At 40.3% G+C, this 15,646-nt stretch carries 12 protein-coding genes; 3 read left to right on the plus strand and 9 right to left on the minus strand.

What is annotated here, in order from left to right; all coding sequences use genetic code 11:
- Positions 1–2 precede the first annotated feature (2 nt).
- The 3 genes from SporoP32a_RS06035 to SporoP32a_RS06045 form a co-directional block, all read right to left on the minus strand.
- Positions 3–887, minus strand: coding sequence for a branched-chain amino acid ABC transporter permease (locus SporoP32a_RS06035; RefSeq protein ID WP_029055115.1), 885 nt, complete (start codon positions 885–887; stop codon positions 3–5).
- Positions 888–996: 109 nt separating this feature from the next.
- Complete coding sequence (locus tag SporoP32a_RS06040) at positions 997–2,148, minus strand: ABC transporter substrate-binding protein (protein ID WP_085427077.1); 1,152 nt, start codon at positions 2,146–2,148, stop codon at positions 997–999.
- Between the two features lie 354 nt (positions 2,149–2,502).
- The gene (locus SporoP32a_RS06045; RefSeq protein ID WP_085427078.1) at positions 2,503–2,847 is read right to left on the minus strand and encodes a DUF6568 family protein; all 345 of its coding nucleotides are present in this window, start codon (positions 2,845–2,847) and stop codon (positions 2,503–2,505) included.
- A 294-nt stretch (positions 2,848–3,141) separates the two neighbouring features.
- Between SporoP32a_RS06045 and SporoP32a_RS06050 the strand changes: the two genes are divergently transcribed.
- Positions 3,142–4,719: an IS1182 family transposase gene (locus tag SporoP32a_RS06050; RefSeq protein ID WP_085427079.1), complete on the plus strand. Its 1,578-nt coding sequence runs from the start codon at positions 3,142–3,144 to the stop codon at positions 4,717–4,719.
- 109 nt (positions 4,720–4,828) lie between these two features.
- On the opposite strand, the gene wrbA is transcribed toward SporoP32a_RS06050, so the two are convergent.
- The 6 genes from wrbA to efeO form a co-directional block, all read right to left on the minus strand.
- Positions 4,829–5,440 carry an NAD(P)H:quinone oxidoreductase gene (gene wrbA, locus SporoP32a_RS06055; protein ID WP_085427080.1) on the minus strand — a complete coding sequence of 204 codons (612 nt, stop codon included), beginning with the start codon at positions 5,438–5,440 and terminating at the stop codon, positions 4,829–4,831.
- A 265-nt stretch (positions 5,441–5,705) separates the two neighbouring features.
- Positions 5,706–7,430, minus strand: coding sequence for an assimilatory sulfite reductase (NADPH) hemoprotein subunit (gene cysI / locus SporoP32a_RS06060; protein WP_085427081.1), 1,725 nt, complete (start codon positions 7,428–7,430; stop codon positions 5,706–5,708).
- Between the two features lie 25 nt (positions 7,431–7,455).
- The gene (locus SporoP32a_RS06065; RefSeq protein WP_085427082.1) at positions 7,456–9,270 is read right to left on the minus strand and encodes an assimilatory sulfite reductase (NADPH) flavoprotein subunit; all 1,815 of its coding nucleotides are present in this window, start codon (positions 9,268–9,270) and stop codon (positions 7,456–7,458) included.
- 621 nt (positions 9,271–9,891) lie between these two features.
- Entirely contained in the window at positions 9,892–11,640 is a 1,749-nt protein-coding gene (locus SporoP32a_RS06070) for an FTR1 family iron permease (protein ID WP_232319599.1), read from the minus strand.
- Positions 11,615–12,892: an iron uptake transporter deferrochelatase/peroxidase subunit gene (efeB, locus tag SporoP32a_RS06075; protein WP_085427083.1), complete on the minus strand. Its 1,278-nt coding sequence runs from the start codon at positions 12,890–12,892 to the stop codon at positions 11,615–11,617. Before efeB ends, SporoP32a_RS06070 begins: the two co-directional genes overlap by 26 nt.
- Positions 12,893–12,896: 4 nt before the next feature.
- Positions 12,897–13,745: an iron uptake system protein EfeO gene (efeO, locus tag SporoP32a_RS06080; protein WP_085427084.1), complete on the minus strand. Its 849-nt coding sequence runs from the start codon at positions 13,743–13,745 to the stop codon at positions 12,897–12,899.
- A 249-nt stretch (positions 13,746–13,994) separates the two neighbouring features.
- Here efeO and SporoP32a_RS06085 point away from each other — a divergent pair, with 249 nt between their 5' ends.
- Together SporoP32a_RS06085 and SporoP32a_RS06090 are read left to right on the plus strand one after the other, a co-directional pair.
- On the plus strand, positions 13,995–15,077 hold the full coding sequence (locus SporoP32a_RS06085; protein ID WP_085427085.1) for a DUF2157 domain-containing protein: 1,083 nt from the start codon (positions 13,995–13,997) through the stop codon (positions 15,075–15,077).
- On the plus strand, positions 15,067–15,606 hold the full coding sequence (locus SporoP32a_RS06090) for a GDYXXLXY domain-containing protein (protein WP_085427086.1): 540 nt from the start codon (positions 15,067–15,069) through the stop codon (positions 15,604–15,606). The genes SporoP32a_RS06085 and SporoP32a_RS06090 overlap by 11 nt, the downstream gene beginning before the upstream one ends.
- Positions 15,607–15,646: the final 40 nt, after the last annotated feature.

Below are 15,646 nucleotides of genomic sequence, written 5' to 3' on the forward strand. Positions count from 1 at the left end.
AATCAACCCTTTCTTCCAGTTGTAGCTGTTCCAAAGATTCCTTGGGGTCGTACGATTAAAATAACAATGATTGCGATAAACGCAACAGCATCACGATAACCTGAATCTCCATAGGCTACGATAAATGTTTCAGCCATCCCTAAAATCAAACCACCTACCATGGCCCCTCTTACATTACCTAACCCACCTAAAATAATGATAGCTAATCCTTTAAGTCCGAAAGATAAACCCATTTGGGGGTTAACAGAGTTGAAAGCAATTCCGACTAAAATTCCAGCGATTCCACCCATTGCAGATGCAATAATAACAGTTTGCGTTATCGTTCTCTTCGTATTTACACCGAGAAGACTGGCTACTGCTAAGTTTTCCGCACTTGCACGTAATGCTTTTCCTGCCTTTGTTTTAGATAACCAAAAAGTAAGTCCGAACATAAGTAAAATAGCAATAACAAAAATAATAATTTGAACGTAGTAAACAGTTGTTGATCCTAAAACAAATTTTAATTCTGAAAGTGACGTTCGGAATGGTTGGTTACCTGAACCAAAAAAGTGATGTGCAACGTTCTCAAGAAAAATAGAAACACCGATTGTACTGATCAAAGGCGCAAGATGTGAGACACCCTCTTTTCCTCGTAATGGTCGTAGCGCAAATGTCTCGAGAAAATAGCCTAAAATTCCCGTCACGACAATGGCTACAACAAATGCAATATATAATGGCCAACCTAATATATTCGTGACGACGACGCCCATAAACGCTCCGAACATAAAGATTTCCCCATGCCCCATATTTACTACGTTCAACACACCAAATACGAGCGTGTAACCTAGCGCAACAATGACATAGATACTCCCTAATGTTAGACCATTTATTAATTGTTCAATTAGCAATAGTCCTCCTCCTCCTTCTTCATTTTTGACTTATATAATCGAGCTTATTTTTCGTAAGTCATTTAGGAAAATAAGAAGGCTGGGAAAATCCCAGCCCCTTTCCCTAAAATTATTCAAAGACTACGTATTCGTCACCTTCAATAATTAAAACCGTTGGCTCCATAATAATGTCGCCTTCTTCATCAAATGACATATTTCCTAAAACACCTTCAAAATCTTTAATTTCAGCAAGTGCATCACGAATCGCATCACGGTCTGCTTCACCAGCATTTTTAATTGCTTCAGCCATTACATAAAAACCATCGTATGCTTGTGCTGCGAACTGGTCTGGCTCCATACCGTAAGCGGCTTCATAATCTTCAACAAACTTTTTAACTTTCTCGTCGTCTTTCTTAGCGAACCACGGGGTTGCAACGATTAAACCATTTGCAGCATCGCCAGCAATTTTAATAACTTCTGGTGAGTTAAAACCATTACCCCCAACAAATGGTACGTCAATTCCCATTTTGCGGGCTTGATCAAGAATTACTGCACCTTCATTATAAAGAGCAGAAGCTAAAACTAAATCGGGGTTAAGGCTCTTAATTTTTGTTAATTGTGCTTTATAATCAGATTGTCCTAACTGGAAAGTTTCTGTTGTTAATACTTCTAAATCTAAATCTTTAGCAACTTGCTTCATCGTGTCATATCCTGCTTTTGTGAATACATCATCATTTCCATATAAAATAGCAACTTTTTTAGCGCCATATTTATCAATAGCTTTCTGCACAGATGCAGGAATTGCTAATGTCTCAGGAATCGAGTTTCTGAATACATATTCACCAAGTTGCGGAATACCTTCAGCTGTGTTTGATGTACCTAGAATTGGAACGCCGTTTAAATCTGCTTCCGGTCCAACGATTTGCATTTCAGTACTTAAAGTAGGTCCAATAATTGCGTCTACATTTTCTGAGTTCATTAATTTTTGTGCAACTGATAATGCTTCTTCTTGTTTACCAGCGGAGTCTTCAATCTTCAACTCGATGTCAACTTCCCCCAGTTCAGCAATTTCTTTGTGTGCAAGATTGATTCCGTTTGTGATCGCTTCACCATAACTAGCACCTGGACCAGTTAAATATGAAATAACGCCTACTTTTGCTTTTACAACATCATCAGAGCCTGCACTTTCAGTATCATCTGTGGATGAGTTCCCACATGCGGCTAACATTACTAATGTAAAAGCCATTAAAACTGTAAACAAGAGTTTACTTTTTTTACTCATTCTACCCAGCCCCCTATTTGATTGAATTTTCAATCACTGAGAATTCTACAACTCTCAATAATTTGTTAGTTATACTATTTGGCATTTTCATTTGTCACAATACTAGTTATTTTATGACTGTCGAATATGACCTTCTGCTTTTTCTTGACAAAATAGTAATATAACTAATATTCTGATTATACTCTATAATTATTAATATAGGGTGTTATTTTCAAAACTTTTAAAACTATCAACCAGCCTATAAAAGTTCAATTCTTACTCGCCTATACAACAGCTTGTTAAATAAAAACCAAAATGAAAAAGATCCTTCATTCACTATGAATGAAGGATCTTTTTCATATAGTTTTCGATCGATTACTTGTTCATGAAAGATTTAATTTCTTCTTCAGACATAGAAGAATCACATTTAACGTTGACTGTGTCTCCATTAGTGTAGATGAAGCCAGGTACTGTTGGGATGTCGTACTCATTACGGAAAGCAGAAACACCTTTCATATCAGCGTTTTCAATACTGTTAACGTAATAGATGTGGGCATTTGTTTCTTCGGCTACTTTGTTTAGTTTCTTAACGAAGGTTTGGCAGTAAGGACATACAGATTTACCGACATAGATTACAGCCTCTCCGTCCCCTTTTACTAGTTCGTCTGCTCTTGCGGAATCAATTTTATCAAAACTAGCTACATTTTCTTCATAACTCATTTATGATCAATCTCCTTTCATTGTTAATAGTAGTATACCGCAATGTTTTAGCACTTAAACAAGTAAATGCTTACAAGTAGATTTCGGTCACTAGTTTTAAAGTCAGATTCATTGATCAATCAAAAAAGAAAAGAGGCTGGGACAAAACCCTCCTTGAAATCGAAAAAGAACGGACCCATTGAAGTTTATGGGGTCCGTTCTTTTTTATATAGGATTTTTTAATTTTAGGAAGAAAAAAAGGATACCTTCTGATAAAATTTAGTCACCACAACAAAAAGTATCGGAGGTATCCTTATGTTTAAAGATTATAACATGAACCAACTGATTTTACCTTTAGATTTAGAAATTAGCTTACAAGAACATGATATTGCTTACGCCGTGCATGATCTAGTCGAAAGCATTCCGAAACAAGCATTTGACAGCTTTTTGCGTGAGACAGGTTGCCCATCTTATCATCCACGGATGATGTTAAAGATCATTTTGTGTGCCTATACACAGTCTGTTTTTTCGGGCAGAAAAATAGAAGGACTGTTAAAAGATAGCCTTCGCATGATGTGGTTAGCTCAAGGTTATAAACCAAGCTATCGCACCATCAATCGATTTCGCGTTCATCCTGAAGTAAAAGAAGTACTACGCCAGTGCTTCGTGCAATTTCGTTGCCAGCTGGTACAAAAACAGCTAATTGATGAAGAAGCCATTTTTATTGATGGAACAAAGATTGAGGCGAATGCCAACAAATTTACATTTGTCTGGCGCAAGTCAGTGGAACGGTATAGTTCAGGTCTTGTAGAAAGGTCCAGTCAGATGTACGAAGAGCTGTTAGAAAAAGAGATCATCCCTGAAATCGAACGGGAAAGTCTGGATGAACTATCTACTGCGGAACTGTCTAAAGTAGTAGAGAAGCTAGATGATACTATCCAAACCTATACAGAAAAGATTAACGCTAGCGAAGATGTCGAGGAACGTAAACAAATTCGCTCGCTACGAAAAGAACCTAAACAATACCGTAAACAATTTCAAGACTTCTTGGATCGAAAGCAGAAGTATCAGCACGATATGAAGATCTTTGGCCATCGTAACAGCTACTCGAAGACGGACCGCGATGCGACCTTTATGCGGATGAAAGATGATTATATGAAAAACGGGCAACTAAAACCGGGATATAATGTGCAAATTGCGACCGAAGGGCAATATACCCTCGCTTTTGACGTGTATCCAAATCCGACCGATACGCGTACACTCATTCCATTCTTAGATACTATTGAACAAGACTTTTTTGAGCTGCCACAGTATATTGTCGCGGATGCCGGTTATGGAAGTGAACAGAATTACGGAGATGTCATTGAAAATCGAAAGCGCGTTCCGCTTATTACCTATAACCAATATCGCAAAGAAAAGAAAAAGAAGTACAAAACCGATCCTTTCAATACAGCGAATTGGGCATATGATGAAACTACGGATACCTTTACTTGCCCAAATGACAGAAAACTCGTGTTCCGCTACCTTTCCAATCGGACGGATCGTTATCAATTCACACGGACGATGAAAGTATACGAATGTGAGGATTGTTCAAGCTGCCCATTGCGCTCTTTCTGTACCAAAGCAAAAGAAGAGAACAATAGGAAGTTGTATGTGAATGAAAAGTGGGAACAGCAAAAAGAATATATTCGTGAAAAGCTTTCAGATAAGAAAACAGGTGAAATTTACGGCAAGCGCAAGATTGACGTAGAGCCAGTTTTTGGATTCTTGAAGGCTAATTTAGGGTTCACTCGTTTCTCCGTAAGAGGAAAGGAAAAGGTGAAAAATGAATTAGCCTTCGGTTTATTGGCAGTGAACTTGAGAAAGTACACTGCCAGGGAGGTAAATGTATAGAAGTCGTACAAGGATTTCTATACAAAAAGGGTTCGATCATCAAAAACCGATGATCGAACCCTTTTTTGGCTCACTTCTGGCTAGTTATGTCCCAGCCTCTTTTTTGTTTTTATTGAATTCCTTTTTTAACCCACTCTGCTACTGTGACCGTACGCTTAGCTTGATATTTAACAGCGGCTTCTACATCTTCAATCATCTCACCAGACGGACCGACTGTAACACTAGTTCCATAAGGGTTTCCACCTGCACCAAAGATTACTGGATCCGAATATCCTGGTGGAACGATAATCGCACCCCAATGCATCATCGAAGTATATAGCGATAAGATGGTTGCTTCTTGACCGCCATGTGGATTTTGAGCCGAAGACATAGCACTTACAACTTTGTTTATAGTCTTTCCTTTTGCCCATATACCACCCTGTGTATCAAGAAATTGTTTCATTTGGGAAGCCATATTACCAAAACGTGTTGGCGTACTGAAAATAATTGCGTCTGCCCATTCAATATCATCCGATGTAGCTACCGGAATATCTTTCGTTGCATCAGCTGTTGCTTTCCATACATCATTGTTTTCAACTACGGATTGTGGAACCAGTTCTTGTACTTTTAAAATTTTCACATCAGCGCCTGCTTCTTTCGCACTTGCCTCTGCCCACTTTGCTAATTGATAATTCGTTCCACCCATACTGTAAAAAATTACTGCTAACTTAACTTTTGACATCCAAACATCTCCTTTAGTTTTATAAATATTGTTTAATTAAAGATTCATACTAAGAGAACCCATTCTTTCTTCCTTTCCCCGTTATTTCTATCACTAATCATCTCCACTCACATAATTTTTATACTAGATTTATTTACATTCCAATTAAGAAAGAGCTGTAATAGTAAAATCATGACTTTTCAGTGAAATCCACAAATTATTTAGCTTACTTAAAAAATTATAAAACCCAAAAATAGACAGCTAGATTTCACTCTAGCTGTCTTACTTATACCTTATGGAAATTCGTACCGTCTGTAGTTTCTGCAACAATGCCAGCACGGATTACAAAGTCTCCGAAGTGTTCACCCTCGTCTCGTTCTTTTGCATATCGTTTTAATATAGGGCCTAGTTCACCTAGTATTTCTTCTTCTCCAATATTTTCACGATAGATTTTGCTTAGGCGCTGTCCTGTGAATCCGCCACCTAAATACATATTATATTTACCTGGTCCCTTACCGATAAAGCCTAGTTCCGCTATCGCCGGACGTGCACATCCATTCGGGCATCCTGTCATCCGCGTCACGATCTCTTCATCGCCAAGTCCAGCTTCATCTAGCAAGCCCTCGATTTTTGTAATCAGTGAAGGTAAATACCGTTCTGCCTCTGCCATCGCTAAACCACATGTCGGCAGCGATACACATGCCATGGAGTTTCTACGTAATGCTGACTGCTCAGCTGGAGACTCCAAACCATACTTCGCAATAATCTCTTCTATATTCTTCTTATTTGAATCAGCTACATCGCCTAGAACTAAGTTTTGATTCGGACTCAGACGGAAATCGCCTGTATGGATCTCTGCAATTTCACGAAGAGCAGTCATCAGTTTATAGTTTTCGGTATCACGCACACGACCGTTTTCAATGAAGAACGTATAATTCCAGCTTGTATTTTCTGCTGGCACCCATCCATAGCGGTCACCATTATGATCAAAGTGATAAGGGCGCGTCTCTTCCAATTCCCAACCTAGACGATTATGAAGCTCTCCAATTAACCAATCAAGTCCGCGAGAATCAATCGTGTACTTGAATCGTGCATACTTTCGTACAGAACGATTTCCGTTATCACGTTGGATCATCATTAAATGCTTCGCTACTTCTACTACTTGATCTGCAGGTACGAATCCAATCAAACGACCTAACTGAGGGTACGTCTGCTCATCTCCATGCGCCATTCCCATACCGCCACCTACAGCAACGTTGAATCCGACTAGTTTTTCGTCTTCGACTATCGCAATCAACCCAATGTCTTGAGAAAATACATCAATATCATTCATTGGAGGTACCGCAATTCCAATCTTGAACTTTCTAGGCAAATACGTCGCGCCGTAGATTGGCTCTACTTCTTCCCCTGCCGTATCCACAACCTTTTCCTCATCCAACCAAATTTCATGATAAGCCGTTGTTTGTGGCAATAAGTCCAAGCTTAATCGCTTCGACCACTCATATATTTCTGCGTGAACTGACGATTGATTTGGGTTCGGGCTGCACATGACGTTTCGGTTGACGTCACCACAAGCCGCAATAGAATCCAGTAACGCGTCATTCATTTCTTGAATATTCTTTTTCATATTCCATTTCAAAATTCCATGCATCTGGAATGCTTGACGTGTCGTTAACTTCAATGTACCATTACCATATTTATGTGCCAGTTCATCCATAACAAGCCATTGCTTTGGCGTAGCGAAGCCGGCTGGTGTCCGCACGCGGATCATGAATTGATAGGCCGGCTCTAATTTTTGACGTTGACGCTCTACCCGTAAATCTCGGTCGTCCTGCAAATAACTTCCGTGGAATTTCATTAGACGGTTATCATCATCTGGAATTCCTGAACTGATGGAATCATTCATCGTTTCAATGAGGTTTCCACGCAAGTAATCACTTTCAATTTTAATTTCTTCTACATCACTCGGTGCTCCATCTTGTATATGGATCGGTTTTGTTGTTGAAGACATGCTTCCACACTCCCTTTCAAATTACTTAATAGACATCTCGCTGATAGCGTTTCTCTTGAACTAACTGTGTGATGAATTGTTCGGCTTCTTCAAGTGATTTACCGCCTTCTTGTTGAACAATTTCCAACAAAGTCGCGTGGACGTCTTTTGCCATGTTCTGTTCATCACCGCACACATAAATCACTGCGCCTTCTTCAATCCATTGATACAGTTCTTGACTCGCTTGTTTCATACGATGTTGTACATATACTTTTTCATCCGTATCACGTGAAAAAGCTACATCGAGGCGTGTTAACGTACCATCCTTCACGTAATTTTGCCACTCAGTCTGATAATAGAAATCGGTCACATAATGCTGATCTCCAAAGAACAACCAAGACTTTCCTTCCGCTCCTGTTTCACTACGTTCTTCAATGAATGAACGGAATGGCGCGATACCCGTACCTGGCCCTATCATAATAATCGGCGTTTCTGAATTAGTAGGTAAACGGAAATTATCATTTTTATGGATATAAATCGGCAATGTATCCCCCGGCTCAAGACTTTCTGCACATTGGATAGAACACACGCCTTGTCTGTCGCGACCATGCGCTTCGTAACGAACAACACCAATTGTCAAATGCACTTCTTCAGGGTTCGCTTCTAGGCTACTGGCAATTGAATATAATCTCGCTGGCAATTTACGAAGAATCCCTACCAGTTGTTGTTCTGAAGCCTCTACTGGTCCGAAGTCCGTTAATGCATCGTATAAGTCCCGTCCGTCGACATACGCACGAAGCTCATCCGCATTTTCTTTATTTAGGATTCGCTTCAACTCTTCTGACTTAGAGTAATTAGACAGTTTTTCAAGTAGCGGTTTAGTTACTACGGTAATCTCTAAGTGATGAAGTAATGCAATACGTAGAGCACGGCGTTCTCCTTGTGAGTTGATTTCCACTGTTTCTTCTGCATTCCAGCTTCCTAACTTAATAATCTCATCGACTAAGTCGGAATTATTCGTTGGAAAAATCCCTACACTGTCACCCGGCTTATATGTCAATCCGGAGCCTTCTAACGAAATCTCCACATGACGCGTCTCTTTATTAGAACCTCGACCGTTTAGATTAATATTTTCAAGTACTTCTGCATTAAACGGATTCGTGCGTGAGTACTGAGTAGATGATGGGCTTTCAACTTCTACACTAGCTGCAGCCGATTGACCGCCAGATTGAATTTCTAATGACACTTCCACCGCTGATAGCCATTGCGCTGCCGGCTCATCATAATCTAAATCACAATCTACTCGTGGTGCTAACTGAACTGCGCCTAGTTCGGAGAGCTTCTGATCGAAATCAGCGCCTGTCTTACAGAAAAATTCGTACGAGCTATCGCCAAGTGCCAATACTGAATAATGAAGATGATCTAGTTTTGGAGCACGTTTTCCATGCAAGAACTCAAAAAATGGTAAGGCTGTATCAGGTGGATCTCCTTCTCCATGTGTACTGACGACAAGCAATAAGTTTTCAATTTTCTTCAGGTTATTCGGTTTGAAATCATTCATGGATTGTATTGTCACTTCAAAAGATTGCTCTTTTAACTTAGCTACTGCTTGTTCCGCAATTCCCTGTCCGTTGCCTGTTTGTGAGCCATAAAGTACGGTTATTTCTTTTACTGCCGTCGGAACTTCGATAGCAGGACGCTCTAATACAGCGACGCCACCGGAAGGCACTGAAGCTGAGCTGACCGCTGTTAAATAACCACTCAGCCAACTTTGCTGTGTTACTGAAATACTTGGCAACAGACGATTGAGCAATTCTACCTGTTCTTCACTGAAAGGACTGTTCGATACTTGTAAAGCCATATTCATCACCCTCACAACTTCTTATATATTTTTCACCAAACAAAATCTGACTAGACTGACAACTATTTTTAAGATGATTTCATTGTATTATTATTAAACCTATTAGTCAAGTAGGTTTTTAATATAATGAAGTGAACTTCTTTGAAATAGAGTGGGTAAAATTTTGTTGGGGGTGGGGATTGGCGCTTCGGAGGGGACGCTTTCCTGAGTCGCCCCTCCTACGCACCAATCCCTTACAATGTGAGTGGATTACACTTTTAGTTGATCATTAAAGTTATGGTTGCAATCTATTTTGATCTTAAAAAAGTTTACGTAAAACAATGGTTCAGACACTACCTACAATGAGTGATAAAAGTACCTTCAATATCAAATTAGGATGTAAGCAGAAGCTGGCGTCGAAGTGCAAAGATGTGCTCCTAACGTTGCGCTTTTACTAGTAAAAGCGCAACGTTACGGCTCTTCCCGCAGGCCCATAGGAAAGCGTCCGCCAGCTGGAGCTTCCATCCCCTCGTACCTACAAAGTAACCAACTCTGATATCCACGTTAAGACCTTGAACTTAAAACCATACAAAAAAGAATGCCCCAGTGAAGTGAAGTCACTTCTGGAGCATTCTTGTTTTGTTAATTCGAAAGCTGTGCTTTGGAATGGTTGCCTGCTTTTCTGACCCAAGCCACCACTACAATAATTACTAGCAACCCAAGCTGTGCCATGATCGTTTCAGTGGTAGGATAAAAACCGATCACATCAATAATTGGCAAGCGCGGTTGCACAGTTGTGTTAATTACATTCGTCAACTGCAACGTATGCAAACTCACACCGATAATTTTAAACGCCAGTACATAAATCAAAATCGTCGCCACTGCGAAGAAGCGATGAATCGGAATGCGGTGGCTTAACTTCATGAAAATAAATGCTACGATCGCCAATATGACAACTGCTAGCAGAATCCCCATCACAAACTCAAGTGTGGACATCTTTGGCGCAATCCCCGCGTAAAACACAATCGTTTCCGCACCTTCTCTAAATACAGAAAGGAAACTGACCGAAGCCATCGCAAGCACGCTCCCTGTAGAAATCGCTTGACCCATTTGCTTGGATATATAACGATTCCATGAAGCCACATTGGATTTTTGATGCATCCAAATTCCAACACCGATCATCAATGCGGCAGCTACAAGTCCGACATAGCCTTCCATCATTTCGCGGTCATTGCCAATCGTGACAGACTGCAATACGGTCGACATCATGATGGCCACTACAATACTAAGCGTAATTCCCGCGCCCGCACCGACATATACCCATTTGCGCATTCCTTGCTGATTGGCATTCGTCAAGAATGTCAGCAACGCCATAATAATCAGCAATGCTTCCAGACCCTCACGTAATAGAATCAAAGCAGAGTCCCAAAAGCTGAAACTGTCATTTGTTTGAAGTAAGGCGATTTGCTGTTTAAAATCTTGCAACTGGCCATCCGCTTTTTCAACATCATAGCCGCTATTCGACAATTGACCGATCATCAACGGTAATTCATTTTCAAGCTGTGTATAAAGTGAAGCGTTTTTCGTACGCACTTCTCCTTCAACATTTGGCCAGATTTGAATGAACTCACGTAATGACTTCTTCGCGTCATCAAGCTTTCCACTTTGTAACGAATCTGAACTTTTATCTAATAATGCAATCAACGTGGTCAAAGAATAATCTTCAGTTGCTGTTTCTTTCAATGTCCCATTGACGAACTGATCAACAATGACAGTCAGATCATCAAACTGCGTACGGTATGCTTCGAGATTTGGTTTTTCTTCCGCTAACGTGATTCGCATGAACGCCATACTCGTTTCAATTGCACCGTATGCTGAAATACTTTGTTCACGCACAGGTCGTTCATTGCGTGTCCATGTGGAAACGAACTGTTGATTAGCTTGTTTGATCTCTTCAAGCGAATCGGACTCAATTGCTTGTTGTAAATCTGCAATCGCAAGTTCCATCGCTTTGCCGAATTTCTCGCGCTCTGCTAGTTCGTCAACTGGATTTTCTGACTTCTCCAGTTCGTGTACCGCTTTGGATAAAGAACTCAATAACTCTCCGCGTGTTGCAGAGTCAGCTTTCAAAGCTTTCTTTAACGTCTTATCGATTTCCTTCGTGTACTCTGAACTCTCCAATTTCTGTTGTTGCCAAATTGATTCAAATTCTTGCAAAGAAGATAATGCTTCTGCATCATTCGCTTTTTTCGTTTGCATGATCGAATCACTGATGGAGATATAGAGATCACTATAATTTGTTTCGGTCTCAGCGAACGCAGGGCGTATCGGTAAAACTATGACGATCAGCATTACTGCTATCCATTTATATAATCGAGAAGAGTGAGTCACCGATAAAGCCCCCCTTTTGGACTCCAGGGAAGCAAGCGAATAATGCACTGCCGCGATGGGTAATATATTCATTTAATTTGTCTTCACGTCCAAAGCTATTTTGAATGGCAATAAATTGTTCAGGTTTTTTTTGGAAGGAGATGAATAGTAAACCGGCATCGAATGTACCTGTCGAATCCATTACACCTGAACTATAGGAGAATGATCGACGGAATATTTTTTGCTTGGACTTCTTCGCTAACCGCACGTGGGAAGCTTCGGAAATGACATACTCCCCTTTTGCATCCTTTTCGTCTAAGTCCACTTCATCCATTTCATGCTTCTTACCAATTGGTGCACCTGTATCCCGATGGCGACCAAATGTTGCTTCCTGTTCCTGCAATGCAGTTCTGTCCCATGTTTCCAGATGCATCTGGACGCGACGAACAGCCATGTATGTTCCATTGGTCATCCAAGCCTTTGATTGACCCGCATCAATCCATGCGACTTCATTCATCTCAGCTTCTTTGGATCCATTCGGATTGACGGAACCATCTTTAAAAGCAAATAGATTTCTAGGCGTTTCTTTTTTCTTACCTTTCATTGGGTACGAATTAAAACCTGCTTGCGTCCATTTTAGTGTTACTTTTCCCGAAGCTGCTCGCACTAAGTTTCGAACCGCATGGAATGCAACTTGCGGATCATCAGCACATGCTTGAATACAAATGTCTCCGCCGGTATACGCAGGATCTAGCTGATCTTTTGGAAAATGCGGTAAATCTTTTAGTTCAGCAGGCTTTTTTGAAGCTAAACCTAATGCATCTTTTTCAAATAGTGACGGACCTACACCAAATGTCAGTGTTAAGTTTGAAGCGTCCAACCCGACTGTTTCTCCTGTATCTTTAGCGGGAATGAGCATATTAGACGTCTGACCATCCATCTCTTCACCATTCATCATGCGTACCGCAATAGGGGTCCACATTTTAAATAGATCCATCAATTCTTGTTGTGAGTTCACCAATACATTTAACGAAGCAAAATATACATAACTTTGACATTCTGTAGCGATCCCTGATTGATGCTTACCGTAGAAATTGATCTTATTTTTCGACCGTGGATTGTCTTCTTCCTCTACCATTCCGAATACTTTGAGAACACTGCCTAGACCTGATGCACCAATCGCAACACCTGCTGCACCTGCTCCTGTATACTTCAACATTTGGCGACGTGAAATTTTCTTATCATAGAATTTTTCTTCATTGTGGTCCGTCATTTTATCACTCCGTTACGATGCCCATCATACTTAATGGCTCACCTAATTGATTTACTGCTTCTGATAACGCTTTAGTATCTTCCTTCGTCAACTCTTCATAAGATATATAGCCACCGTTACCATCTTCATATTCTGCAAGCAACCCGTTGATTGTTTCGAATTTCGACTCAAGTTCGTCGACTAACTGCTGATCTTTCTCTGCCATTTTATCTTTAAAGATTTCAAAGATTTTCTCAGCGCCTTCAATATTTGCTTTGAAGTCATATAGATCCGTATGAGAATAAATTTCTTCTTCTCCTGTGATCTTGGAAGTCGATACTTCATTCAATAAATCGACTGCACCTGTAACCATCAAGTCTGGAGACACTTCCACTGTTTCTACACGTGCGCGCAATTCTTTTGCATCTTTTAGCAACTGATCTGCGACATCTGCATAGCCTTCAGTTGTATTCTCTACCCATAATCCGTATTCGATCTTATGGTAACCCGACCACTCTTCTTCTCCTTGACCTTCTTCTTGAACATCTGCTAAACGCGCATCAATTCGCGGGTCTAAATCGCCAAAGCTTTCGGCAATTGGTTCAGAGCGTTCAAAATACATTCTAGCAATCGGATAGATTCTTTTCGCTTCTTCTATATCTCCTGATTTAACTGCTGTAACAAATTTTTCTGTATCGATAACGAACTCATCCATCTGTTCAAGTGCAAACTCTTTATATGCATCTGTTTCAGCAGTTAGATCTACCGCTTCTGTTACTGCCGGTTCTTTTTCTTTAGGTTCGTCTGCCGTTCCACAGCCCGACAATAGAATTCCTGTCGTCAAGGCGAATGCTGTTACTACTGTTTGTTTCATTTTAATTCCCACTTCCCACGATTTAGTTTGCTGTTATCAATGATAATCGTTCTCAAGTGATAAATCAATAGGGATTTTAAGGAGATATATGTATATTTCTAGTACTTATTGTGTTTTTAGAAAATTTAAGAGATACTATATTCAACTAGACATTTTTCTATTCGGGTATTTCTATACTTTTTAGATTTTTGTAACAAAAATCACTTTCTTTCGTCTACTAAGTAACCATTATGAAGGGAGGAAATCAATGTGAAAAGAAAAATCAGCAAGCAACAATTTAATTTCTTGCAACGAGAATTTTCTTTTCTACAACAGCATGGCAAGATGGAAGCAGCAGATGCCGACGAAATGCTCTCGCTTTACGAATCTAAAGGCGGCGCTAATTTCGTGAGAATCCTACTGGCTTTCGGAGCTATATTAGTAGGGATAGGAATACTAAGCTTCATCGCAGGCAACTGGGCAGGACTTACGCCATTCTTTAAGTTTGGATTAATTGTTGTCGGCATGATCTTGGCGTACTTCGCAGGATATAAGCTGGAAAATGATTATGAACGAACATCTCGCAGTATGTACTACATCGGTGCTGCCATTTTTGGAGCAGGAATATTTCTGATTGGCCAAAGCTTTCATTTGCAACATACGGTGTATACCGACTTCCTTTTATGGGGTGTTGGAATCTTACCGTTAGCTTATTATCTTAAGGATCAATTGCTCGCAGTATTTGCTAGTGCATTTTTTATTATCTACAGCTTTAGCGCTTTTACAGCTTATGAAGCAGGAAGCTTTGGTCCTTTCTGGCTACTCCTACTGATTCCTGTATTGTTCTGGATGAATGAAACTCGATTTGGTAGAAAGAGTTCATTGTTTGTTATGAGTGTTTTACTAAGCGCGGCTTTCATCGTCAATATGCTAGAGTTTTTCCACGTCGATGAATGGATTTCTATACTGATTGTCTTTGTACTAGGGGTGCTCCTTGCACTCGCACCCTTCAAACATTATCGTACAGAGTCCTCCTGGACGGGTTCCATACTATTTGGTATCACAGGTATTATGCTAACATTCCCATTCGTTTGGGATGGGTTACGATTTGGTGATCCCGCTCCCTATATTTTCACTGCCCTATTCGTTGTCTTGTTGGTGTATTTATTGAAGAAAGGCAGCTTACCCGCTATCTTGATCACGTGTGCGTTAATCTATCGCTATTACACGGATATCACATACGACTTTATGCCAAAATCATTATTTTTCATCGTAGGCGGTTTGTTGCTAATCGGTTTTGGATTCTGGTTTGAAAAATCACGACGAGAGACGGTGAAACGTCATGAAGAATAAACGGAATCTATTCCTTGTTGCCTTAATCGTCCCCATCATCCTCCTTTTAGCGATGACTTGGAAGCCTTTGTATACAGTGAATACGGGTAAAACGATCACACTGGAAACCGTACCTGTCGACCCACGCGATATTCTATACGGTGATTATGTCAGTCTTCAGTTTGCGATTGAAGAATTCACAAAAGACGATCTAGACCCAGCGCTTATTAAAGAGTTTTCCAAACACGATACCGGAAGGCTTACGGTATATGCCGTGTTAGAACAAGAAGAGGGAGATCTTTACGGATTGAAGACGGTCACACATAAGAAACCAAATGACGGATTGTTTTTGAAGGGCGATATGTATTACTACAGTGAATTCAATAATAATGAAAATCAAACGTATTTCGCCAATTTCCTTCCTGACCGTTACTATGTAGCAGAAAACACTGGTATGCAGTTGGAGGACCTTTCACGCAAAGGGCAGTTGATTGCTGATGTAAAGGTTCGTGATGGTTTTGCCGTGTTGGAAAATGTACGCCCGAAGTAGATTGCTGTAGTAGAGAATTGTAAGCCGTTGCTGGAAATCG

This window comes from Sporosarcina ureae, from assembly GCF_002109325.1.
In the GTDB taxonomy this organism is placed as follows: Bacteria; Bacillota; Bacilli; order Bacillales_A; family Planococcaceae; genus Sporosarcina; species Sporosarcina ureae_C.

What these genes read in the sequence shown, in the direction of transcription:
- SporoP32a_RS06045 (WP_085427078.1), bottom strand. Translation starts at nt 2,847, where the DNA reads ATGAGTTATGAAGAAAATGTAGCTAGTTTTGATAAAATTGATTCCGCA.
- efeO (WP_085427084.1), bottom strand. Translation starts at nt 13,745, where the DNA reads ATGAAACAAACAGTAGTAACAGCATTCGCCTTGACGACAGGAATTCTA.
- wrbA (WP_085427080.1), bottom strand. Translation starts at nt 5,440, where the DNA reads ATGTCAAAAGTTAAGTTAGCAGTAATTTTTTACAGTATGGGTGGAACG.
- SporoP32a_RS06050 (WP_085427079.1), top strand. Translation starts at nt 3,142, where the DNA reads ATGTTTAAAGATTATAACATGAACCAACTGATTTTACCTTTAGATTTA.
- efeB (WP_085427083.1), bottom strand. Translation starts at nt 12,892, where the DNA reads ATGACGGACCACAATGAAGAAAAATTCTATGATAAGAAAATTTCACGT.
- SporoP32a_RS06040 (WP_085427077.1), bottom strand. Translation starts at nt 2,148, where the DNA reads ATGAGTAAAAAAAGTAAACTCTTGTTTACAGTTTTAATGGCTTTTACA.
- SporoP32a_RS06090 (WP_085427086.1), top strand. Translation starts at nt 15,067, where the DNA reads ATGAAGAATAAACGGAATCTATTCCTTGTTGCCTTAATCGTCCCCATC.
- SporoP32a_RS06065 (WP_085427082.1), bottom strand. Translation starts at nt 9,270, where the DNA reads ATGGCTTTACAAGTATCGAACAGTCCTTTCAGTGAAGAACAGGTAGAA.
- cysI (WP_085427081.1), bottom strand. Translation starts at nt 7,430, where the DNA reads ATGTCTTCAACAACAAAACCGATCCATATACAAGATGGAGCACCGAGT.